Raw genomic sequence first — 22311 nt, forward strand, 5'->3', positions numbered from 1 at the left:
GTGTTCGTCGTAAAGTGGCACGGTGCTTGGGCGATTCGATCCTCGGCGTCGGCGGGCTGAGCCGGTCGCGCCGGAGAAGGCCGGTGCGGCAGACGATGTCGAGCTGACCGATATCGTCGCGGCCTTACATTTCGATCTGGCCGAGTGGTTGGGTTCGGATGCGCCGCCGAAGGTGTTCGACCGGATTTCCGGCGCGCTCGACGGGGGCTTCACCTCGGTGGTCACGACCGGGCAGGCGGTGGATCGGGAGACGTTCCTGGCGGGGATCTGGTCGGCCCGGAATGTGCTCTCGGGGGTGGAGATCGAGGTCTCCGAGGTCGCGGAGATCGCCCGCAGTGGGCAGCTGATCGTGGTCCGCTTCGACGCGGAGAACCGCATCGGTGCGGTGAAGACCGGCAGACGCACGGTGACGGCGGTCCTGGTGACGGACGGACGAACCTACCTGTGGCGCACCGTGCATGAGACGCCGGTTCCCGAAACTGCCCAGCCCATCGCCACGGAGCCACCTGCTGGTGCGCCGCCCGAGCAGGCCCAAACCGCCGACGAGGAGCCGGCCGAGGGCTCAGCCGTAGAGGCGGGCGGCGATGTGGCCGTCGGGGCGGATGAGCAGAGCGGTGGTGGAGGAGAGCCCGCAGCGGTCGCGGAGGGATTGGGGGAGTTGGGATCCGGTGAGGAGGACGTGGCCGGGCCCGACCAGATCGAGTGTGGAGCGGCCGTCGGCTAGCCAGGCGTGCGGGAGCCGCTCGCCGACATCCGCCGAAGGGATGTAGCCGTCGGTGGCGAGTGTCGTGCCGATGCGCGTGGGGCCGGTGCGCCGCCACCGACTGCGGCCGCTTCTTCATCGACACCGGGCGGCGGCAACGTCAGAAGTACTGCGGAACCACCTGTGCCACCAGAACCAGGGTGGCCGCGCACCGGCAACGGTCCGGCAGGATGGACTGATGCCGATCTCGTTGCCGCCGAATGTGGCGGAGACCATCGCGGGGAGTTTCGGGGAACGGGGGCCGCTGTGGCTGGCCGCGCTGCCCGGGGTGGTGGACACATTGTGCGCGGCTTGGGGGCTGGAGGTCATCGGGGAGAGTTTCGGGGGTGGGACACATTCGTGGGTAGCGCCGGTGCGGCGGGCCGACGGGTCGGTCGCGGTGCTCAAGGTGCCGGTGGTCGACGAGGAGAACTATGGGGAGCCGACCGGCCTGTACCTCTACGGCGGCGATGGCGCGGTGCGGTTGTTGGAGTTCGATCCGGGGACGGGGGCGATGCTGCTCGAGTGGGCGCGGCCGGGGACGGAACTGCTGTATCAGCCCGGGTTCCCGAGTCTCGAAGGGCGGCCGGAGAGCATCGCCAAGGTCGAGCAGGCGTGCGGGTTGTACCGCAGGCTGCGGCGGGAGCCGGTAGCGGTTCCGGCGGGCTTTCCCGAGTTGCCGGCTGCCGCCCGGATGGTGGCGGGGTGGGAGGGGATGTTCCTCGAGCCGGAAGACGGTGTCGCCGAGGTGATTCCGGCTCGGCTGCTGGATCGGGCGGCGGAGCGGTGTGGTGAGCTGGCGGTTCCGGACGGGCCGCTGCTGGTGGTGAATCGGGATACCCATCTGGGGAATATCGTTGCGGCGGAACGGGAGCCGTGGCTGCTCATCGACCCGAAGGCGTATCTGGGGGAGGCGGCGTTCGATGCCGGATTCCTGATCATGATTCAGGTGCAGAGCGATCCGGCGCCCGACCATGCCCGGGCGATGGTCGAGCGGACCGCCGCGGGATTGGCCGTCCGCGCCGATCGGGCGCGCGCCTGGGCGTTCATGCGGTCGATGGAGGAGATCGTGGGGGCCGTCGGGGACGAGCAGCCCGCGGACCTGCGGTTGCATCTCGCGGTCGCGACGGCGTTGGCCTGATCGGGGCGGCCGAAATCTACTGCGGCCGATACCGTTCGCGGGCCGCCCGCCGTCGCTGCGCGTCGCGCTGGACCACCATGCCGATGGAGGCGGGGATCGGTTCCGCCGGGTGTGTCGGCGGTATTCGGCCGCCGCGGCTTTCGCGCGGTAGTCAGGTGCCGGCGGGGAGTCCGGCGAGGCCGGCCACCAGTGCCCGGGCGTCGGCGCGGGCGGTCGCGGCCCACGGTGCGCTCGGTTTGTGGATGCGCAGGGAGGCCACCCCGTGCACGGCGCACCAGATGCGCAGAGCGGTGGCGTGGCGGGCCTGCGGGTCGGTGCCGGGCGCCTGCGGGCCGGTATCGGGCAGCAGCCGGGCGAGGCGGTCGAGCAGATCCAGGCCGGGGCCCTCGCCCTCGGCGTCGAGCGGATCGGGCCGCTCGAACAGCAATTGGTATGCGCCCGGGTGGTTTTCGGCCCAGGTCAGGTAGGCGCCGAGCAGGGCATCGAGCCGTTCGGCGGGGCTCGCGGCTTCCGGGTCGGCGGCGTCGAGGTCGGCGCGCAGCCGGCCGAACAGCTCGGCGATCACCGCGTAGTTCAGCGCGTCCTGGGAGGCGAAGTGCATGTAGACGGCGCTGGGTGCGACGCCGCAGGCGCGGGCGATGGCGCGCAGTGACGGCGCGGGCAGCGGCTGTGGTTCGAGCAGCAGGTCGATGGCTGCGGCGACGAGTTCGGCGCGCAGCCGCTCGCCTTCGCCGCGGGTTCGGCGCTGTCGGGTACCCGGCACGAAGTCCTCCTTGACAGAGATGACTGAACAGCTGTTAAGTATACATAGCTGAACATCTGTTCACCTAGGAGGAGAAATGACCGAGTGGTATCCGGCGACCGCGGTCGTCACCGGCGCGAGCAGCGGTATCGGCGCGGCCTTCGCCACCGCCCTGGCCGCCCGCGGCTGCGATCTGATCCTGGTGGCCCGGCGCGAGCCGCGGCTGCGGGACCTGGCGAAGGAATTGGAAGCCGCGCACGGGGTTTCGGTGCGCGTACTCGCCGCGGACCTCGCGGATCCGGCCGGTGTGGCCCGGGTCGCCGAGGTCTGCGCCGATCCGCTGCATCCCGTCGGCATCCTGATCAACAACGCGGGTTTCGCCACCCACGGCGCGCTGGCCGACCATGCGGCCGGGAAGGTTCGCGAGGAGATCGCGGTGAATGTGGCCGCGCTGGCCGAGCTGACCCACGCCGCACTGCCGGCCATGGTGACCCGCGATCGCGGGGTGATCGTCAATATCGCCTCGACAGCGGCCTTCCAGCCGATTCCGTTCATGGCCGTCTACGGCGCGACCAAGGCCTTCGTGCTCTCCTTCACCGAGGCGCTGTGGGGCGAACTGGAGGGGTCGGGCGTCACCGCGCTGGCGGTCTGCCCGGGCGCGACCGACACCGAATTCTTCGATGTGGCAGGCGAAGCGGCGAGTGTCGGCAGCCGGCAGACGCCACAGCAGGTGGTGGCCACCGCCCTGCGGGCCCTGGATCGCCGCAACCCGCCGCCGAGCACCGTGTCCGGCACCGCCAATGCGGTCTCGTCGGGTCTGCCGCGAATCCTGCCCCGCCGCACCACCATCCGCGTGACCAGGCGTCTGGTGGGGTCGAAATGATGTTCGCACTGCGCCCGAGCGAACTCGGCGATATCGAAGCCATGCGCCTGCACCTGCACAGCGAGCGCACGGTGGCGGCCTCGGCGGCGCGCACCTTCGAGATCCTCGCCGCGGGGGAGGGACAGACCGAGTGGGCGAACGGCTATCGCGCCACCACCTGGTACTCGAATGCCCGTGCCGCGGGGGCGATCCGCGACATCCACCTGCGCTGGATCACCGTGCGGGAACGCTTCCTGGCCTGGGAACCGGCCGCGCGCTTCACCTTCGGCGCGGACGCCATGTCGATTCCCCTGGCCCGCCGCATGATCGAGGACATCTCGTTCACGCCGATCGACGCCGGGCACTGCACCCTGACCTGGCAGGTCCATCTGGATCCGGCACCGGCGCTCGCTCCGGTCGAGGCGCGGTTCGTGCGGTCGATGCTGACTCCGATGTTCGAGTCCTTCGCGGCCGGTCTCGCCGAGTTCGCCGCCGCGCATCCCGGTTAGAGGCGGTGCGTCACGCGCAGTGCAGCGCCGCCAGCAGGGTGGTCACGATGGGGGAGGTGCGGCCCTCGCTGCGGGTGACGGCCGAGACCGGGATGCGCAGCGGGTGCCCCGTGAGCCGCAGGGTGGCGATGCCCTCGGTCTGGCTGTCGGCGTAGAGGATGGTCCAGGCGTCGGGCCGGTTGATGAGTTCCATGGTGGCGGTGTGGTCCGGTGGGATGGGCGGGCCGAAGACCGGCCCGGTGGGGAGGTCGGCGAAGGCGGCCCGCACCACGTTGTGGAGCAGCACCTGCTCCGACTCGGGCGGGAGCAGCAGGGGATAGGCACCCAATTCCGCGAGGGTGACATCGCCGCCGCGCATGACGAGCGGGTGCGCGGTGGAGGTGGCGATGACCGGATCCTCGTCCCAGAGCTTCTCGACGGTCAGCCCCGGCTGGTCCACGCTGCCCCGGATGAGGGCAAGGTCACAGTCGCCGTCGGCCACCGCCTGGATGCGCTGCCGGAAGGGCTTGATGACGAATTCGATCTCCGCGCCCGGGTGCGCCTCGCGCGCGCCCGCGATGGCGGACAGCGATCTAGTTGCAAAGCTCATATTGGCCGCCAAGCGAATGCGCGGCCCGGAGGCCCGCACAGCTGCGCGAATGGCCGATTCCAGGCTGAGCATTTGCTTCGCAAGGGGAAGTAGCCGAGTGGTCGCGTCGGTCGGGACGACCGAGCGTGTGGACCGTTCGAAGAGGTTCACGCCGAGGTCGCGTTCCAGCCGGGCGATCTGATGACTGATAGCCGACTGCGAGATGAAGCATCGGCTCGCGGCCCGGCTGAAGCTCAGCTCCTCACAGACCGCCACGAAGTAGGCCAGTTGGCGCAGCTCCACGGCATTCTCCAATTCATGATCAACGTAGATAAGAGTCATCTTGATTATGCGCCCTGACGGCTGGAACAACCGCGTTCCGAATCACGGTTAGTCATGACGGAAGGGAGCAGTCATGCAACACGTGGAGGCGGGTATCGAAACCGCCGATGTCGTCATCGTCGGATCGGGCTTCGGTGGTCTCGCCGCTGCGAAGCAGTTGAACAAGTCGGGTGTCCGTTACGTCCTGATCTCGGGTACGCCCGAGCACCTCTTCCAGCCACTCCTCTATCAGGTCGCGACGGGTGTGCTGGCTTCGGACGAGATCGCGCCTCCCATGGCCAATATCCTGCGCAACCACAAGAACGGCGAGGTGCGGCTGGGCAAGGTCACCGCCATCGACGCCGCCGATGCGGTACTCACCTATGAGACAGCCGAGGGTCCGCGCCGGATCCGGTACGGCAAGCTCATCGCCGCCACCGGCGCCAGCCAGTCGTACTTCGGCCGTGACGACTTCGCGGACAAGACGTTCTCGCTCAAGACCATCGACGACGCCCGCAACCTGCGCGCGCAGATCCAGCGCGTCTTCGAGCAGGCCAAGGATGCCGACCCCGAGACCCGCCGCCGGTTGCTGAGCTTCGTGGTGGTCGGTGCGGGCGCGACCGGCGTCGAGGTCGCCGGTCAGTTGAAGGAGCTCGCGAAGAGGTATTACCACCAGGAGGACACCGTCACCCTGGTGGAGGGCGCGGGCGTGGTGCTGCCGCCCTTCGGCGGCGGGCTGTCGGAATACGCCAAGGAGTCGCTGGAGCGCAGCGGCGTCGAGGTGCTGGTCGACACCTTCGTGACCGATATCGAGGACGGCAAGGTCACCGTCAAGAGCAAGGACGGCGTGGAGCGCCGCATCGCCGCCGAGACCGTGGTGTGGTCGGCGGGCGTGCAGGCCGGCGGCTTCGCCCAGGTGCTGGCCGAGGCCACCGGCTGCGAGACCGACCGCGCCGGCCGCCTGCTCATCAACGCCGACTGCACCGTGGGCGGCCACGCCGACATCTTCGCCATCGGTGACATGACCTACCTCAACGGCTACCCCGGCCAGTCCCCGGTGGCCATGCAGGAGGGCCGCCACGTCGCCGACATCATCCGCGGCAAGAAGCCCGCGGCCACCGCGTTCAAGTACTGGGACAAGGGCTCGATGGCGGTGATCAGCCGCTTCAGCGCGGTCACCAAGCTGAACGACAAGATCAAGTTCACCGGCCTCATCGCCTGGGTGGCCTGGCTCGCGGTGCACATCTACTACCTGGTCGGCTTCCGCAACCGCTTCGCCGCGGTGGCGTCGTGGCTGGTCGCCTTCATCGGCAGCGGCCGGCCCGGCTTCAACGAGGTCGAAAAGGCCTCGGCCGCAAAGACTCCGGAGAAGTCGCCGGTAGCGGCCTGACCGCACGAACGAAACGAGCCGCCCGGCGATAGCGCCGGGCGGCTCGTTCCCGTTGTGGGGCAAGGTTAACCTGCGACTATGGCTGTTCCTACAACTCGATTGCTGGTGCTGGCGGTGGTGCGCCTGCTCCAGCCCGTGCACGGCTACGACGTGCGCCGCGAATTGCTGTCCTGGCATGCCGACGACTGGGCCAATGTGAAGCCCGGCTCGGTGTACGGGGCGCTGAACACGCTGGAGCGGGACGGCCTCATCTCGGTGGAGGGTGTCGGGCAGGAGGGGGCGCGGCCGGAGCGGCGCACGTATCGGCTGACCTCGGAGGGGGAGAAGGAATTCGGCGAGATGCTGCGCGAGTCGCTGTTCGCGGCCGACCAGCTCAAGCATCCGTATTTCGCGACGGTGTCGCTGTTTCCGCACGCGCCGAAGGCGGATGTGATTGCGGCGCTGCGCAGCCGGATCCTGCAGTTCGAGTCGAATCTGGTCTATCTCGAGCGCGAGGAGGAGCGGATTCTGGCCGGGAGCGGGGATCCGCGGGAGGCGGAGCCGCATCATGTCGCCGATGCGATCAATCTTGCTGCGGCACATGTGCGTGCGGATCTGGAGTGGTCGCGCCGGACCCTGCGGCGGATCGAGAGCGGGGAGCTGGATGCCTGGTCGGGGACCATGGGCGGGGCCCCGGTCCCGCCTCCGGTGAAGTAGTGTCGCCGTTCCCGCCAAAGTACTCAAGTTTTAATAGTCAAGCTTGACTATACGGGTGGGTCGTTTCTACCGTTGAGGCGTGGAAACGACATCACCCGTCCGCGGCGCACCCACCGACCCGGTCATCCGGGTCCGTGGGCTGGCCCGGACCTTCAAGACCAAAACCGGTGACGTGCAAGCGGTCACGGGTATCGACTTCGACGTGCGCTACGGCGAGATCATCGGACTGCTCGGCCCCAACGGGGCGGGCAAGACCACCACCCTGCGGATGATCTCGACGCTGCTGGCGCCCACCGCGGGCGAGGCCACCGTGGTCGGCGCCGACCTGCGCGCCGAGCCGCGGACGGTGCGCGCCCGCATCGGCTATGTGCCGCAGGGCGGATCGACCAACGAGACCGAACTGGTCGAGGACGAATTGATCCTGCAGGCAAGGCTTTTCGGGCTGTCCAAGACCGAGGCCAGGCGCAATGCGGCCGACCTGGCCAAGGCGCTCGAATTCGACGGGCTGGAACGCCGCCGGTGCGGGCAGCTCTCCGGCGGGCAGCGCCGGCGGGTGGACATCGCGCTCGGTCTCGTGCACCGGCCCACGCTCATCTACCTCGACGAACCCACCACCGGGCTGGATCCGCAGAGCCGGGCCAACCTGTGGGACCACATCCGGCGGCTGCGCGACGAAGGCACCACCGTCGTGCTCACCACCCACTATCTGGAGGAGGCGGACGCGCTCTGCGATCGCATCCTGGTGATGGACCACGGCACCATCGTCGCCGAAGGCACCCCCGACGAGCTGAAGCGGCGCATCTCCGGCGACGTGATCAGCCTCGAAATCGCTTCCGGTAGCGCCGATCTGGCCTTGGAGGTCGCCGCCGAGGCGCTCGAACTGCGCTCCCGGCTGCGCACCGAAGGGCACGAGAACGGCCATGCCGGAAAGAGTCTCGTGCATCTCACCGTCGAACACGGTGACGCCGCGGTGGTTCCGCTGCTGCAGGCGCTCGGCGACAAGGGCATCACGCCCGGCTCGCTCACGGTCAAGCGTCCCAGCCTCGACGATGTGTTCCTCACGCTCACCGGGCGTTCGCTCCGGGAAGGAGACCGGTCATGACATTCCTGCGCGACACCGGACTGATCTACTGGTCCCAGGTCCGGGCCAACCTGCGCAATCCGGTCTGGGTGATCATCGGCCTGATGCAGCCGATCATCTACCTGGTCCTGTTCGGTCCCCTGGTGAAGGGCATCGCCCCGTCACTGGGCCCGGGCGCGGATCCGTGGAAGATCCTCACCCCGGCGCTGGTCATCCAGATCGGTTTGTTCGGAGCATTGTTCGTCGGCTTCGGCATCGTGGCCGAATGGCGCGCGGGCGTGATCGAACGGCAACGGGTGACTCCCGCCTCGCGCGGCGCGCTGCTGCTGGGCCGGGTGCTCAAGGACATGACGGTGCTGCTGGTGCAGGCCCTGGTGCTGGTCGGCGTCGCCACGGCGGTCTTCGGGCTGCGGCCGAATCCGGTCGGCCTGGTGCTGTCGCTGCTGCTGATCGCGGTCATGGGTGCGGGCTTGGCGTCCGCGTCCTACGCGCTGGGCCTGTGGGCGCGCTCCGAGGACACCCTGGCCTCGCTGCTGAACTCGGTCTCGGTGCCGATCATGCTGCTGTCGGGCATCCTGCTGCCGATGACGGTGGGACCGAAGTGGCTGCAGGACCTCGCGAAGGTGAATCCGTTCTCGCACACCGTGGACGCGGCGCGGGCGCTGTTCCGCGGTGACTTCGGGGCGCACGAGGTCTATGTCGGCACTGCCGTCACCATCGTGGTCTCGCTGCTGCTGATCCTGGTCGCCTCCCGCAGCTTCGCCCGGGAGAACGCCTGACCGGGCGGTTCTTCGCCGTCGGCGAAAAGCTGTTGACCTGAACAGAGGTTCAGGTTTCACGATGGCTGTATGCCTGAAAAAACGAAAAGGGCCCTGATCACCGGGGCGTCGGCGGGCTTCGGCCGGGCGGTCGCGGTCGCGCTCGCCGAACGGAATTGGGAGCTGATCCTCGTCGCTCGCGGCGCGGATCGGCTCGACCGAGTGCGGGCCGCGACCGGCGCGCACGCCATCGCGGGGGATGTCGCCGACCCGGCGGTGCGCGAGCGCATCGCCGAGGCCGTCGGCCCCGGCCGGCTGGACCTGGTGCTCAACAACGCCAGCGCACTGGGCCCGAGCCCGCTCCCGACCCTGGACCGTTACCCGCTGGACGAACTCGCCACCGTCCTCGACACCAATGTGATTGCACCCCTAGCGATTCTGCAGCTCACCCTGACCGCACTCCGGGCCTCCGACGGCGTGGTGGTGGACATCAGCTCCGACGCCGCCGTCGGCGGTTACCAGGGCTGGGGCGGCTACGGGGCCTCCAAGGCCGCACTGGACCAGCTCACCAACGTGCTCGCCGCCGAGAATCCCCAGCTGCGCATCTACAGCTTCGATCCCGGCGACATGCGCACCGAGATGCACCAGGCCGCCTTCCCGGGCGAGGACATCTCCGATCGCCCCGAGCCGGAAACCGTTGTGCCCGCACTGCTGCACCTGCTCGAGTCGCGCCCGCCGAGCGGCCGCTACCTCGCGTCCGAACTGTCGGTGGCGTCATGACCCTCGATATGGAGGAGCTCGCGTTCACGCTGCCCGACCAGCTTTCGGCGACCAGCCCGCCCGAGGCGCGCGGCCTGGCGCGTGACGAGGTCCGGATGCTCGTCTGCGACGCCGGGACGGTCGCTCACGCGCGGTTCCGCGAGCTACCGAGATTCCTGCGCGCCGGAGACCTTGTGGTGGTGAACAATTCGGCCATGCTCAGCGCCGCGGTCGACACACGGTACGGCGATGCGGCCGCGGTGCTGCACTTCTCGACCTGGCTCGGCGACGGGGGCTGGGTGGTCGAGCTGCGCGACCCCGGGGGCGTGCCGTGGCACGGCCGGGCGCTGAAACCCGGTGCGCGCATTACCCTTCCGGCCGGTCACATCGCCACCGTGCGCACCCGTTGGCTGCGCGGCAGCGACCGCCTGTGGGTCGCGGACGTCGAAGCCGCGTCCGATGATGATGCCGTCGGGAATCCAGCTGCCGTTGGGGTCCGGGGCGCTGCCGCCGTGGGCCACGGCGACGGGGTCGAGAGAGCGGGGGCTGATGTGCGGGCGCTGCTCGCACGGTATGGCCGCCCGATCTCCTACTCCTACCTCACGGGGCGGTGGTCGGCCGCCTACTATCGGACGGTCTTCGGGCTCGAGCCGGGCAGTGCCGAAATGCCCAGTGCAGGGCGGCCTTTCACCGAGGCGCTGGTGACCGAGCTGGTGGCGGGCGGGATGGGGTTCGCGCCGATCACGCTGCACACCGGGGTTTCGTCGCCGGAGTCCGGGGAGCCGCCGAGTCCGGAGCGGTTCGCGGTGCCGGAGATGACGGCGCGGCTGGTCAATGCCACGCATGCGGCGGGCGGGCGGGTGGTGGCGGTGGGCACCACGGTCACCCGGGCGCTCGAAACCGCCACCGCCGCAGACGGTCTGGTGCATCCGATGGCCGGTTGGACCGAGTTGGTGCTCGACGGGGATCGTCCCGCGCGGGCGGTGGACGGGCTGATCACCGGCTGGCACGCGCCGGGCGCCTCGCATCTGCATCTGCTCGAATCCGTGGCGGGCGGGGCGGTGGTGCGGGAGGCGTACCGGGTGGCGCTCGACTCCGGGTATCTCTGGCACGAATTCGGCGATTCCGCCCTGCTCTTCCGGAACTGACCCTCCCTCGTTCCGGACCCGGACCCCCGCGATGCGAGGCTCACCCGGGGAGCGTAGGCTGATTTCTTCCGCGTTGCCGACCGCTCGCGGACGCGGGTCCGGGCTCGCCGCAACGTCTTCCGGGCTCGCCGCGCGGCCTTCCAGAGCCGCCGGTACCCCGGCGGGATACGAGCATTTGTCCTGGTAGAGAACGTTGCGAGGCGGTCGGATGAACTCCCGGTGCGGTCTGCGTCGCGTTCACCGGACTGGCATCGGCAGGTAATCCGGCGGTCGCTCCAAGGCAGTCTGGGACTGGCTTGATCAAGCCCATGACCACCATGGCAGCGTCGAATTCCAGCCTGCTGGCAGCCGCGTCGAAGCCCGCCCCGGAAGCGCCCCGCACCACCGGACGGTCCCAGTACTCCCTGGTCGTCTCCTCCGATGCCGAGCACCGCGAGGCCGCACAGCGGCTGCGCTACCAGGTGTTCGCCAATGAGCCGGGCTTCACCATTCCCGACAACGGAACCGGCCTGGACGCCGACCGTTTCGACGACCACTGCGATCACCTGCTGGTGCGCGACGAGCTCACCGAGCAGTTCGTCGGCTGCTACCGCATGCTGCCCCCGGACAAGGTGACCGCCGCCGGCGGGTACTACACCGCCACCGAATTCGACTTGGCCGCACTGGATCCCGTCGGTCACCGGATCGTGGAGATGGGCCGCGCCTGCGTGGTGCCCGATCACCGCAACGGTTCGGTGCTGACGCTGATGTGGGCGGGCATCCTGCACTACATCCAGCTCACCGGATACGACTGGGTGATGGGCTGCGTGTCGGTGCCGATGCGGATGACGCCCGAGGACGAGCCCGGCGTGAACGTGCGCGGCGTGCGCGACATGCTGCTGCGCAAGCACGCGCTGGAGACGGAACGCCATGTGCGCCCCTACAACCCGGTGGTGGTGGACGGCCGCACCCTCGACGAGCTGGCGGCTCCCGCCCGCCCCAAGCTACCCCCGCTGCTGAGCGGCTACCTACGCCTGGGCGCGCAGATCTGCGGCGAGCCCGCCCACGACCCGGACTTCGCGGTCGCCGACTTCGTCGCCCTGCTCGGCCTCGAGACCATCAACACCCGCTACCTGGAGCGCCTGCAGAGCGCGGCCAACAGCCTGGATGCCCGGTGATGCCCCATGATGCCCGCACTGCTCTCCCCGGAGACCGGATCGCTCTCGTGCCCGCCGGCCGAGGCCTCCGCCCACGCCTGGATGCCCCACAGTCCCTGCGGCCCTTCGTGTGTCGACGCTCCCGCTGAGGCGGGCACGCTGCGGGTGGCCGCCCGGATCGCCGGCATCGCCGGGGTCCTGCTGAGCTTCCCGATCGCGCACTACGCCACCCCGCGCCGCCGTCGCGCCGGGCTGCAGCGCCGCTATGCGCGAGCCCTGCTGGCCTGCTGCGGAATTCGCGTCCGCATCGTCGACAACCGCGCCCCCGAGGACCGTCGCGAGGGCGGTGTGCTGATCGCGGCCCGCCACACCGGCTGGACCGACATCGTGGCCCTCACCGCGGTCGAGCCCATGTCCTTCGTGGCCCGCGCCGACCTGGTCGAGTGGCCGATGCTCGGCGATATCGCCAAGCGGGTCCGTGTCATCCCGATCGAGCGCGAACGCCTGCGGCAGCTGCCGTCGGTCATCACGACCATGGCCGACCGCCTGCGCGCCGGCGAGCGCGTCACCTTCTTCCCCGAGGGCACCACCTGGTGCGGCCGCGCCCACGGCAGCCTGCGTCCCGCCCTGTTCCAGGCCGCCATCGACTCCGAGACCCCGGTGCAGCCCATCCGCCTGCGCTACCTCGACCGCGCCGGCGACCTGTCCACGATCCCCGGCTTCGTCGGCATCGACTCGCTGGCCGACTCGTTCCGCCGCGTCCTGCGCTCCAAGGGCGTCGTGGCCGAGATCGCTCTGCAGCCGCAGCTGCTCCCCGGCACCGACCGCCACGAGCTGGCCCGCCGCTGCGAACAGACCCTGGAGGGCGACACCGTCGCCCGCGCCTTCACCGACGTCATCCACGGCTCCCAGCACCTCGAGGCCGTCGGCACGGGTGCGGTCCGACGTGCGGAGGCACCGCGGGCGACCGCCGGGGAGTGACTCGCCCGCGAGTGGCCCGGGACTGATCAGGAATCGAGAAGCGCTGGTCAGTGGCGCGACCGTAGCGTTGCCGGCATGACTTCCCTCGAGCACATCACCCTCGACGTCGCGGACATCGACGCCGCGGCCGCCTTCTACTCCACCGCGTTCGGGCTGGACTCGCAGCTGCTGGGCTTCCGGGCCACCCAGGAGCCCAGCACTGGATTCCGCGGGTACACGCTCTCGCTGACGGTGGCACAGCCGGCCGACGCCGACGCCTATCTCGATGCCGCGCTGGCGGCGGGCGCGACCGCGCTCAAGCCCGCGGCCAAGTCGATGTGGGGTTACGGCGGCGTGGTCCAGGCCCCGGACGGCGCGATCTGGAAGGTCGCGACCTCCTCGAAGAAGAACAGCGGTCCGGCGGCCAAGCGTTTCGACTCCATGGTGCTGCTGCTGGGTGTGGAGAACATCGGCGCGAGCAAGCGCTTCTATGTCGATCACGGGCTGCCGGTGGCCAAGAGCTTCGGGCCGATGTACGTGGAGTTCGACACCGGCTCGAGCCCGGTGAAGCTGGCCCTGTACAAGCGTCGCGCCCTGGCCAAGGACGCCGGGGTCTCCTCCGACGGCAGCGGGTCTCACCGCCTTGTGGTCGGCGGCGCTGCGACCTTCACCGATCCGGACGGATTCGCGTGGGAGACCACGTCCCAGCATGCCGCCCGCTGACCCGTCACCGTTCCACGGGCGGTTGTCCGCCCTACCGGAATACCATCGGCACGGTCGGTGGAGTGGAGCAAATTAGGGGCTTCGGGTGGGGGCTCGGTGCATTAGGGGCTTGAGCAGGCGTCCAGTTTCAAATGCGCCTGAAACGGCATAGTTCTCGCGGTCAGGGGCGACTTGTCGGTAACACACCAACCCGTCTGTTCGACGGGAAGGCAACCGAACAACAACGTCTGGAAGCGAATTCGAAAATGTCGGCTAGGACATTCCCGGTCATGGTGATCGCCGCGGCCGCAGTCGCACTGTGGGCGCCGCTGGCCGGCGCGGACCCGACCGCGACGACACAGCCCGCCCCGGGCGCGGGCCTCGGTGTGGACGTCGGCATCGGACCCGGCGGGGTGAACGTGGGCGTCGGCGTCCAAGGCGGAGGCGGCGGCAATGCCGGTGCGTCCGTCCAGCCGAGCGCCGGCGCGAATGCCGGTGGTGGTGTGCAGGTCGGTGGCGGCACGCAGACCGGTGGCAATGCCGGTGGTGGCGTGCAGGTCGGTGGCGGTACGCAGGTTGGCGGTGACGCGAATGGCGGTGTGCAGGTCGGTGGCGGTACGCAGACCGGTGGCAATGCCAACGGTGGCGTGCAGGTCGGTGGCGGTACGCAGACCGGTGGCAATGCCAACGGTGGCGTGCAGGTCGGTGGCGGTACGCAGACCGGTGGGGATGCCAACGGTGGTGTGCAGGCCGGTGGCGGTACGCAGACCGGCGGGGATGCCAACGGTGGCGTGCAGGCCGGTGGCGGTACGCAGGTTGGCGGTGACGCGAACGGTGGCGTGCAGGTCGGCGGCGGCACCCAGGTTGGCGGTGACGCGAATGGCGGTGTGCAGGTCGGCGGCGGCGTCCAGACCGGTGGCAATGCCAACGGTGGCGTCCAGGTCGGCGGCGGTACGCAGATCGGCGGGGATGCCAACGGTGGTGTGCAGGTTGGCGGCGGTACGCAGATCGGCGGGGATGCCAACGGTGGTGTGCAGGTCGGTGGCGGTACGCAGATCGGTGGCAATGCCGGTGGCGGAGTACAGGCCGGCGGGAACACCGACATCGGCGGTAGCGCACTGGGCGGCATCGATCTGGTGACGGCCGGAGCCGCCGCGGCCGGTGCGGACACGGTGTACGGCATGGCGATTCCGGTCGGTGCGACCACCGGCATCCCGGGCGGCACGGCGGTCACCGATCAGGTTCCGCCGGGCGGCTACGTGATTCCCAAGGGCGCGCCCGAAACCGGCGCGGGCGGCATGGCTGCCCAGGTGAGTGCGCAGTGAGCACCGCGAAGGGAAATACCTTGGGCGCGTTGAGAATCCGTAGACCACTGCGTGGTGCGCTCGTCGCCGTGGTGGCGATCATCCTGGCCCTGGTGACCGGTTGTTCGTCCTCCGGCGCGAGCCATTCGGCCGCGAGCACGACCACCGCGGCCGCGTCCGCCTCCGGGGTGAAGACGGCGGCCGCGATCAGCCGGTCCACTCCGGTGTCGTTCGACATCGCCTCGATCAAGGCCTCGGGGTCGCTGATCGCGGTGGGGCTCAATGCCGATGGCTCGGTCCAGGTGCCTACCGACTACCTGCAGGCCGGCTGGTATCAGCAGGGTCCCGCGCCGGGCGAGCAGGGCTCGGCGGTCATCCTCGGCCACGTCGACTCCTACAAGGGCACCGGCGTCTTCTTCTATCTGAAGAAGGTGAAGCCGGGCGACATGATCGATGTGAAGCGCGCGGATGGCAAGACCGCGCACTTCAAGGTCACCGATGTCCGCATGTACCTGAAATCCCAGTTTCCCGACCAGCTCGTCTTCGGTCCCCGCGGCGGCGCGACGCTGCAGGTGGTCACCTGTGGCGGCCAGTTCGACCAGGCTGCCAAGAGTTACGAGTCCAACGTGGTGGTCTTCTCGTCCCTCGATTCGGTGACCTAGCCGCGTTCGGGGCGCGCGCGGTCCTGTGAGTCTGCTGTGGCCCTGATTGTCCGAATGTCGGCGTGTCGCGTTGTCGCGTCCGCTGAGGCTGGGCAATGTTGTTGGCAGAGAACAGATTTCGGAGCATCCGGGTGCGGCAGATCGCGCCACACCGGACTTGCCGGTGGTGACCCGGATTGGCTACGTTCCCGTGCGCACCATTCGGATCGACCGACAGCGGAGGTGGACATGCAGACGTTTGCGCAGAACCTCGGAACGATCGGCAACGACGCGTTGTCGATCGGGCAGGGAATGCTCGTGCTGCTCACCGACATCATCGGTATGGGTGGCACCGGCTACGCCGGCGCCGGTCAGTACCCGTTCGGCTGATCGGGCAGTGGCCGAACCGTCCCGCAGGTCTTCGTCGGCTGCGGGGCGGTAAGGCCCACCGGGGTCAGTACTCGCCCTTGATGACGAAGTACGAGCCGCGAATGGTGCCGGCCAGCTTCGACTTCTGCCGCGCGAACTTGAATTGCGAGGCGAGCTCCGCGGGGACTTCCATCCCGTCGGAGAGCTTGAACCCGACCGCTCGTTTCTTGGCGTCGTCGACGGTGTACATCACATTGATCGACAGGCCGTTCTGGTAGAACACGTAGGCGATTCGAATGTCCTCGACCTGGAAGGCCGTCGCCTCGAGGGGCTTCGAGGAGATGACGAGGGACCGCTCCTCCGCGAGGATCCGGTTCACCCACTCGATGGTCTGCTGGGCGTTCTCCGCGGGCTCCACCGTGAAGACATGGTCGTACTTGTTCTTGAAGTACCGGGCCTCGTTCGCCCGCAATCCGGCGAGCGCGGGTGCGACCGGCGACGACTCCAGTCCCTCGGCCGAGACGTTCACGAAGTCAACAACATACGGCATGGCGAATTCCTTCACACGAATGTCCGATCGGGTCGGACGGTGCTCTCGGACAGGCCGCGGTAATCCTAGTCGCGACCGCCCGGCCGATCGCTAACCCGAAGGCGTCACGGGCGATTCGCGGCTGCTTCCCATTCGAAGCCGTCCGGGTCGACGAACGAGGCGGTGGCGCCGCCGACCACGATTCCGTGCGGGCCCGAGCCGGTCGGCGGCACGCCGGCGTCCTTGGCGGCGGCCGCGAGGGGGTACATGGCGAGCTTGACGGGGGAGTCGGGGAGCGCGAACTCGACGTACTTGCTGCCGAAGCTCTTCGAGACGGTGAGGCCGCGGTCGAGGTAGAACTGCTTGCTGGCCTTCACGTTCTCGACCCCGAGCAGCAGGACGACGCTGTCGACCTCGCGGGTCGCGGGGCCGGTGTTCTTCTTCTGGGAGGTGGTGACCTTCCAGACGGTGCCGTCCGGGCCCTGGATGACGGCGCCGTAGCCCCAGAGGCTCTTCTTGGCCGGCTTCAGGATGGTGAATCCGTTCTGCAGCGCGCTGGCGATGAGGTTGTCGGCGGTGCCGGGCTGGGTGACGACCAGCGACAGCATGAATCCGCGGAAGCCTTCCGCCGGGGCGGTGGCGGGACGGAAGGCCAGCCGGGCGCCGAGGCCGAAGGCGGCTTCATAGGCGGCCGCGGTGGCGGCGGGGTCGGCAGCCTCGAGGCTGACGTTGATCTCGGTGGTGGTGGCGGTGTTCGTCATGCCGATAACGCTAAGTTTCGGCCGGTCCGGCGACATCCGTGCCGACCACGGATCCCGCCACGGATTCAGGGTCGGTGGATTCCGAGGTTGGTGAAACGCTCCAGCAGCACCGTCAGGTGGACGCCGATGGACGCGGTGCGCAGGCGGTGACTGCGCGCCAGCGTCACCAGGCCGTGCAGGGCGGCCCAGAACACCTCGGTGTCGGTGTCGGCGTCCGGATCGATGTCGCCGGGGGATGCCCTGATCGCCGAGCGCATTTCGTCGAAGGCGCGGCGCAACTGCTCGGGCGCCTCGGCGCTGCCGAAGGCGAGATCGGTGGCCTGGACGAACATGGCGTCGTAGAGCGCCGGCTGGGACAACCCGAATTCGACATAGGCGGTGGCAAGGGCGCCCAGGCGCTGCCCGGGGGTCTCGCGCCCCGCACTCGTGGCGTGCAGATCGTCGGCCAGCTCGGCGAAGCCCTGCACGGCCACCGCCGCCACGATGGCTTCCATGCTCGTGAAATGGCTGTAGAGCACGGGCTGGCTGTACTCGATGCAATCGGCCAGCCGGCGCGTGGTCACCGCGGCCCAGCCATCGTCCTCGGCGAGTCTGCGTGCGGTGTCGATGATCAGCTGACGCCTGGCCGCCCGTTCCCGCTCCCGCCGTTGCTGGATCGTCATGGCGTCTTCTGAATCGTCATCGACTTATCGTATCGGCCGTAAAGTTATCTAGCTACAGACTCCAAGCATATCAGCGACACGAATTCTACCATTGCTAGTATCGCCGCGACCGAGCGGAGCGAGCCATTGTGGCTCATCAGGTGCTGCCGGATTCGCGTGCCCCGAAACGGACTTCGCATGGGGACAAGCGAACTCGGCGCCCAGGGCCCGGCGCTCTCCGCGCAGAGGCTCGGCTGTATGGGCGTGAGCGTCGCCTCCGGCGCGGCCGGCAACCGGTCGAGGTCACCGCCCGGCCATCACCGGGCCTTGCTCGTGGACGGGGTGGTGGTCGGCACATCGATCACATCCGGTATCTGACCGCCGCCGAAAACCGGTACCGAGGTCGTCGAAGTCGGCGGGGTGAGCGGACTGCTGTGGTGGCTGCCGCAGCCCGTGAGGGCCACCGCCGCCAGCGCAATCGACGCCACTGTGATCAGGTGCTTGGGCACGTATCGACCTTTCGTGTGGATCGGTCGCGGCCGCGCCGCACACCACCCCATTGCCCATGTACCGGTGCGTGTGCGGTCGACCGCGTTGAAAACCAGGGCCGGTCCGCGAGTCGGTGTCGGCCGCACCGAATTCTGGTGCACCCGGCCCGGCGCTGCACCACCGGTGTCCGAGATCGGCACGTGTGGTCCGCAGTCTGGCACGATCGGAACCCCCGGGATGGGGGCGGCGGGAACGTGTTCGGTGTGGTCGATCCGGTGCGGCCTACGCGCCCGCATCGCGCAATGCGGTGCTCCGGATCAGGTGGACGACGTCGTACGGGCGCATCGGCTGGGTCGGGCGCAAGGATCGGTAGGTATACCGATCGACCGTGCCCTGCTCCAGGTTTCGCACCAATAGTGCGTCGCCGCCCTGTTCGTCCTCGACCGGGTCGGTGGCGAAGAATCGTTTGAAGTCCTTCGGCGATCGGGAATGGCAGGCGTTGAAGATCTCGTCGAGGCGCTGCTGCGGAACGGTGCCGGGACCCATGACCCGCAGGGCATGGATCACGCGAACGGCGACGTAGCGCCAGTTGACCAGCAGTTCTCGTGCGGCGTCGGTCATGATCCATTCGACCAGGTTGACCGGCCGGGCCGGACCGAGGTCGGCCGGCGTCAAGCTCGGAATCAGTTGGCGCGCGGGTCCGTTGGCGGCGACGACATCCAAATGCGGGAATCTGATGAAAAAGGCGGGCCCGGAGAACGATTCGAGATGAGCGAGATCCTCGCGGCCGATGGTCCGGGGCCAGGGTTCCGTGCGCAGCGTATCCATGTCACCGAGCGCGAGCGACACGATCTTGCGCAGCATCCAGTCCGGTGGATTCAGCGCGCGGCACCAGGCCGCCAGACCTTCGGTGCTCGGGTTGCGCAGGCCCGCCTCCCACTTCCGCAGGGACGACAGCGTGGTCGACGCGGCCAGGGCCACCTCCTCCTGGGTCAATCCCAGCGCCTCACGTTGCCGGCGGAGATATCCGCCGATCTCGGGTCGCTCGCAGACCCACGAGAGCCGGCCGGCGCCGCGGCGGACCTGGGTGGGCGGGATCGGAGGAAACACCGACTGGCCTGGGTGGGGGAGCGGTGCGGCGATCTGCACGGCCAGCCTCTCTATCGAACGTCCTACGAAGCCTTGCGCGGCCGAGCGGTGTGAATCGGATTCGCTGAAGAACTTTTACCCGACGGGCCGAAACGGCGCACTGTCGGAAAGATCACAGCGTTCGCAACATGAATATTCGCTGATGCCAACGGTTTTCCGACACCTTTCATGCACCGTTTGTTCATTGAAATTTGGGTAATGGGGCAAAAACGTGAACAGAGCTCCGAAGCTCATATCTCGCGTTGCCTGGTTGTGCGGGCGATGGGTGTGGGCGTTCGGACGGAAGGTGTGACAATTTGTGTCGCTCGGTCAATCGATCAGCTCGCGTTCTGGTGCCGAGTTCGGTGTGAAACCTGTTTTGTCACAACGAATTTGGTGATCTCCAGCGGAACCGCCGGGGGGCGACTCGGCGCGCCTGATCGGTGGTAGCTGTCTTTTTCCCAGCCGACGGGTGCTGCTGCGTCCTTCGACGTACCGATTGGTTGATCCATCCCGCCGGTAGTGCTCGATTCCCCTGTTGCGCAAAGATTTCTGCCTGATCTCGGCCACGTTGTCGCTGCTGTGTTGCGGGGCACCGGTGGTTTGTGGTGCGCAGTGCGGGGCTGAGTTGCGTGCTGTCCGAGTGCATTGCACAGTCTTGGTCGCCAGAAAGCCGTTTCATAACGAGTTTTGAATTTCGGCCCCGGTGGCCATCCAGTTCATCCTCCGCACGGGCGCTGGTGCGGCGACTTATCGCGGAGAAAGAATCCACAGTGGGGACAACCTTGGACAGCAACGAACCCGATCGGGACGAATCGGACACGCCCGAACCGGCCATCGAGCCGAATGCCGGTGCCGTCGATGCCGTCGATGCGGTGCCGACCGAATTCATCGAGGCCCCGGGAGAGCTCGCCGAGGCCCCGGGAGAGCTCGCCGAGGCCCCGGGGAAATGGCAGCTGATGGCTCGCCTGATCGCGTCGCGTCCTGTCCGCCGCCATCTGCCGAAGGTGGCGGCCGGCGCCGCGCTGGCGAGCCTCGTCGTCGGCGTGGTCGCCGCGGCCGAAACGCACGGGACCGATCCGGCGGCGACCAGTGCCGCGTCGACCGAAGCGGCGAAGGCGCCGGATTCGCAGAGCTACGCCGATCTGACGGCCGCGCAGTCCGGGTCGACCACGCCGGAGATCGGTCTCGCCGACAGCTCACTGACCCCGAGCGACGTTCCGGTCCCCACCGACGGCTCCACACCCGACGCCACGGGCGACCCGATCGCCGCGACCGATCCGGGCACCGAACCCGCGTCCGCGACAACGGATCCCGCCCAGGACACCACCACCCCGGATACCACCACCAGCGCCCCCGCCACGACCACGGATACGCCGGTCACGACCACGGACACGCCGACCGCGACCGCCGCGCCCAGCCTCTCCATCGACGCGAGCGCGACCCTCTCGTTCCAGGCGGATCAGTCTTCCGATCCGGGGCAAACCGTTTCGCAGTCGGTGACTCCCACATCGGACCCTGCCACCACCACAACGACGGTCACGGTGACCACCGACCCCTCGACGACGACCACTGCCGTCCCGTCCACCACCACGATTCCGGTCACCACCACAACTCCGGTCACCACCACGGCTCCGGTCACCACGCCCCCGTCGACAACGACGACGGTTCCGGTGGCCGCCACGACCACGGCACCCACGACGACATCGCCGGTGACGACCACGGCACCCACGACGACATCGCCGGTGACGACCACGGTTCCCGTGACGACCACGCCCGCGGTGACGCCCGCCCCGGTGACGACGACCGCCCCGCCGCCGACCTCGCCCCACTGCATCGCAACGCCGCCGCGGAATCCGATGCAGCCGCTGGCATCCGCGACCCTCGCGCATCCGCCGACCGCGAAGCCGCAGCCCGTGCCACCGGCCGCCCCGGCGCCGAAGCCGCCCGTGCCCGCGACCTCGAAGCCCCCGGTGCCCGCGACCTCGAAGCCGGCCACGCCCCCGGCATCCAAAACGCCGGTACCCCCGCCCGCCCCTCACCCGTGCGGCTAGGCGTACGGAACGAAACCTTGTTCGCACCAGTGAATTTCGCGGAACCATGACGAATTCGTACGTGCCCGGCACGGGTGGCCGGGGCCTGGGCGGGGCTCGGTTGCCCCTGTTCATCGCCGCGGTCGCGCTCACCGTGGCCGGGTGTGCCGCAGGGCCGGGCCGGGCGCCGGAACCCGCTCCTCCGGGCTCCGGCGGCCCGATCCCGAAAATCCGGCTCGACGCGATGGACAACAAGCTCGACCAGCTCCGCGAGTGGGCTCGCCCACGGGCCGACAAGGACGGCATCCCGCTCCGCGCGCTGGAGGCGTACGGATACGCCACGGTCGTGCTGGCGAAGGCCCAGCCCGGCTGCCACCTCGGCTGGACCACGCTGGCGGGGATCGCCCGCGTGGAAAGCGATCACGCCCGTTTCGGCGGCGCCACCATCGCGGCCGACGGCCTGGTGCAGCCGCCGATCCGCGGTGTGGCCCTCAACGGCACGGGCGGCAATGCCGTCATCCTCGATCCCGCCTCGACCGCCCGGGCCGGACGCACCGTCTACGCCCGCGCCATGGGCCCGTTCCAATTCATCCCGGACACCTGGAAGCACTGGGGCGTTCGCGCCGGTGCCGACTATCGCGCCCTCGCCGATGCGCTCGAGGCCGCCAAACCCGTTGCCACCGGCGACCTGTCGGGCAACCCGGACAATATCGACGACGCCGCGCTGGCCGCGGGCCGCTACCTGTGTGCCGCCGGCGGCGATCTGGCCACCGCCGCGGGCTGGCGGCAGGCCATCCTCGCCTACAACCACTCCTCGGTCTATGTCGGCCAAGTACGCACTGCCGCAACCGGTTACGACGCCTGACCGCTGTCTTTCGATCACTTCATCCGCAAAACGCCG

26 protein-coding genes are annotated in these 22311 nt (G+C 68.9%); 19 read left to right on the top strand and 7 right to left on the bottom strand.

Annotated elements, in window-relative coordinates:
* The first annotated feature begins 22 nt into the window (after positions 1 to 22).
* From ACWEKS_RS04200 to ACWEKS_RS04210, 3 genes are read left to right on the top strand one after another with little or no spacing between them, the layout of a single operon-like run.
* The gene (locus tag ACWEKS_RS04200) at positions 23 to 724 is read left to right on the top strand and encodes a hypothetical protein (RefSeq protein ID WP_452338711.1); all 702 of its coding nucleotides are present in this window, start codon (positions 23 to 25) and stop codon (positions 722 to 724) included.
* A gap of 59 nt (positions 725 to 783) precedes the next feature.
* The gene (locus ACWEKS_RS04205; protein WP_452338712.1) at positions 784 to 942 is read left to right on the top strand and encodes a CGNR zinc finger domain-containing protein; all 159 of its coding nucleotides are present in this window, start codon (positions 784 to 786) and stop codon (positions 940 to 942) included.
* A complete protein-coding gene (locus ACWEKS_RS04210; protein ID WP_452338713.1) occupies positions 942 to 1883 on the top strand; it encodes an aminoglycoside phosphotransferase family protein in 942 nt (313 codons plus the stop codon). The genes ACWEKS_RS04205 and ACWEKS_RS04210 overlap by 1 nt, the downstream gene beginning before the upstream one ends.
* Positions 1884 to 2034: 151 nt before the next feature.
* Here the strand turns inward: ACWEKS_RS04210 and ACWEKS_RS04215 are convergent, their stop codons facing one another.
* Positions 2035 to 2646 (bottom strand): TetR/AcrR family transcriptional regulator, encoded by a 612-nt coding sequence (locus ACWEKS_RS04215; RefSeq protein WP_452338714.1) that lies wholly within the window; start codon positions 2644 to 2646, stop codon positions 2035 to 2037.
* A 76-nt stretch (positions 2647 to 2722) separates the two neighbouring features.
* On the opposite strand from ACWEKS_RS04215, the gene ACWEKS_RS04220 reads away from it, so the two are divergent.
* Together ACWEKS_RS04220 and ACWEKS_RS04225 are read left to right on the top strand one after the other, a co-directional pair.
* Positions 2723 to 3508, top strand: a complete 786-nt coding sequence (locus tag ACWEKS_RS04220) for an SDR family NAD(P)-dependent oxidoreductase (RefSeq protein WP_452338715.1) — start codon at positions 2723 to 2725, stop codon at positions 3506 to 3508.
* Entirely contained in the window at positions 3505 to 3996 is a 492-nt protein-coding gene (locus ACWEKS_RS04225) for an SRPBCC family protein (protein WP_452338716.1), read from the top strand. The genes ACWEKS_RS04220 and ACWEKS_RS04225 overlap by 4 nt, the downstream gene beginning before the upstream one ends.
* A gap of 10 nt (positions 3997 to 4006) precedes the next feature.
* On the opposite strand, the gene ACWEKS_RS04230 is transcribed toward ACWEKS_RS04225, so the two are convergent.
* On the bottom strand, positions 4007 to 4867 hold the full coding sequence (locus tag ACWEKS_RS04230) for a LysR family transcriptional regulator (protein ID WP_356997904.1): 861 nt from the start codon (positions 4865 to 4867) through the stop codon (positions 4007 to 4009).
* 112 nt (positions 4868 to 4979) lie between these two features.
* On the opposite strand from ACWEKS_RS04230, the gene ACWEKS_RS04235 reads away from it, so the two are divergent.
* The 12 genes from ACWEKS_RS04235 (at position 4980) to ACWEKS_RS04290 (ending at position 15850) form a co-directional block, all read left to right on the top strand.
* The gene (locus tag ACWEKS_RS04235; protein ID WP_452338717.1) at positions 4980 to 6275 is read left to right on the top strand and encodes an NAD(P)/FAD-dependent oxidoreductase; all 1296 of its coding nucleotides are present in this window, start codon (positions 4980 to 4982) and stop codon (positions 6273 to 6275) included.
* A 78-nt stretch (positions 6276 to 6353) separates the two neighbouring features.
* Positions 6354 to 6971 (top strand): PadR family transcriptional regulator, encoded by a 618-nt coding sequence (locus ACWEKS_RS04240; protein WP_452338718.1) that lies wholly within the window; start codon positions 6354 to 6356, stop codon positions 6969 to 6971.
* Positions 6972 to 7050: 79 nt separating this feature from the next.
* A complete protein-coding gene (locus ACWEKS_RS04245) occupies positions 7051 to 8073 on the top strand; it encodes an ABC transporter ATP-binding protein (protein ID WP_452338719.1) in 1023 nt (340 codons plus the stop codon).
* Positions 8070 to 8831 carry an ABC transporter permease gene (locus tag ACWEKS_RS04250; protein ID WP_452338720.1) on the top strand — a complete coding sequence of 254 codons (762 nt, stop codon included), beginning with the start codon at positions 8070 to 8072 and terminating at the stop codon, positions 8829 to 8831. Before ACWEKS_RS04245 ends, ACWEKS_RS04250 begins: the two co-directional genes overlap by 4 nt.
* Positions 8832 to 8900: 69 nt before the next feature.
* Positions 8901 to 9590: an SDR family NAD(P)-dependent oxidoreductase gene (locus ACWEKS_RS04255; protein WP_452338721.1), complete on the top strand. Its 690-nt coding sequence runs from the start codon at positions 8901 to 8903 to the stop codon at positions 9588 to 9590.
* Positions 9587 to 10717: an S-adenosylmethionine:tRNA ribosyltransferase-isomerase gene (locus ACWEKS_RS04260; RefSeq protein ID WP_452338722.1), complete on the top strand. Its 1131-nt coding sequence runs from the start codon at positions 9587 to 9589 to the stop codon at positions 10715 to 10717. The genes ACWEKS_RS04255 and ACWEKS_RS04260 overlap by 4 nt, the downstream gene beginning before the upstream one ends.
* Before the next feature lie 308 nt (positions 10718 to 11025).
* On the top strand, positions 11026 to 11874 hold the full coding sequence (locus tag ACWEKS_RS04265; protein ID WP_452338723.1) for a GNAT family N-acetyltransferase: 849 nt from the start codon (positions 11026 to 11028) through the stop codon (positions 11872 to 11874).
* Positions 11875 to 11880: 6 nt separating this feature from the next.
* A complete protein-coding gene (locus tag ACWEKS_RS04270; RefSeq protein WP_452338724.1) occupies positions 11881 to 12834 on the top strand; it encodes a lysophospholipid acyltransferase family protein in 954 nt (317 codons plus the stop codon).
* Positions 12835 to 12909: 75 nt separating this feature from the next.
* Positions 12910 to 13536 carry a VOC family protein gene (locus ACWEKS_RS04275; RefSeq protein ID WP_452338725.1) on the top strand — a complete coding sequence of 209 codons (627 nt, stop codon included), beginning with the start codon at positions 12910 to 12912 and terminating at the stop codon, positions 13534 to 13536.
* A gap of 245 nt (positions 13537 to 13781) precedes the next feature.
* The gene (locus tag ACWEKS_RS04280; RefSeq protein ID WP_452338726.1) at positions 13782 to 14840 is read left to right on the top strand and encodes a hypothetical protein; all 1059 of its coding nucleotides are present in this window, start codon (positions 13782 to 13784) and stop codon (positions 14838 to 14840) included.
* Complete coding sequence (locus ACWEKS_RS04285) at positions 14837 to 15481, top strand: class F sortase (RefSeq protein WP_452338727.1); 645 nt, start codon at positions 14837 to 14839, stop codon at positions 15479 to 15481. Before ACWEKS_RS04280 ends, ACWEKS_RS04285 begins: the two co-directional genes overlap by 4 nt.
* Before the next feature lie 228 nt (positions 15482 to 15709).
* The gene (locus ACWEKS_RS04290) at positions 15710 to 15850 is read left to right on the top strand and encodes a hypothetical protein (protein WP_452338728.1); all 141 of its coding nucleotides are present in this window, start codon (positions 15710 to 15712) and stop codon (positions 15848 to 15850) included.
* 64 nt (positions 15851 to 15914) lie between these two features.
* Here the strand turns inward: ACWEKS_RS04290 and ACWEKS_RS04295 are convergent, their stop codons facing one another.
* The 5 genes from ACWEKS_RS04295 to ACWEKS_RS04315 form a co-directional block, all read right to left on the bottom strand.
* The gene (locus ACWEKS_RS04295; protein ID WP_452338729.1) at positions 15915 to 16379 is read right to left on the bottom strand and encodes a phage tail protein; all 465 of its coding nucleotides are present in this window, start codon (positions 16377 to 16379) and stop codon (positions 15915 to 15917) included.
* 104 nt (positions 16380 to 16483) lie between these two features.
* Positions 16484 to 17119, bottom strand: coding sequence for a glyoxalase (locus tag ACWEKS_RS04300; RefSeq protein WP_452338730.1), 636 nt, complete (start codon positions 17117 to 17119; stop codon positions 16484 to 16486).
* 65 nt (positions 17120 to 17184) lie between these two features.
* Complete coding sequence (locus ACWEKS_RS04305; protein WP_452338731.1) at positions 17185 to 17781, bottom strand: TetR/AcrR family transcriptional regulator; 597 nt, start codon at positions 17779 to 17781, stop codon at positions 17185 to 17187.
* Between the two features lie 296 nt (positions 17782 to 18077).
* On the bottom strand, positions 18078 to 18269 hold the full coding sequence (locus ACWEKS_RS04310) for a hypothetical protein (protein WP_452338732.1): 192 nt from the start codon (positions 18267 to 18269) through the stop codon (positions 18078 to 18080).
* 262 nt (positions 18270 to 18531) lie between these two features.
* Positions 18532 to 19359, bottom strand: a complete 828-nt coding sequence (locus tag ACWEKS_RS04315; protein ID WP_452338733.1) for a helix-turn-helix domain-containing protein — start codon at positions 19357 to 19359, stop codon at positions 18532 to 18534.
* Between the two features lie 791 nt (positions 19360 to 20150).
* Here ACWEKS_RS04315 and ACWEKS_RS04320 point away from each other — a divergent pair.
* Positions 20151 to 21431, top strand: a complete 1281-nt coding sequence (locus ACWEKS_RS04320; RefSeq protein ID WP_452338734.1) for a hypothetical protein — start codon at positions 20151 to 20153, stop codon at positions 21429 to 21431.
* Between the two features lie 46 nt (positions 21432 to 21477).
* Positions 21478 to 22275, top strand: a complete 798-nt coding sequence (locus ACWEKS_RS04325; protein WP_452338735.1) for a murein transglycosylase — start codon at positions 21478 to 21480, stop codon at positions 22273 to 22275.
* Positions 22276 to 22311: the final 36 nt, after the last annotated feature.

Source organism: Nocardia sp. NPDC004711 (assembly GCF_053601595.1).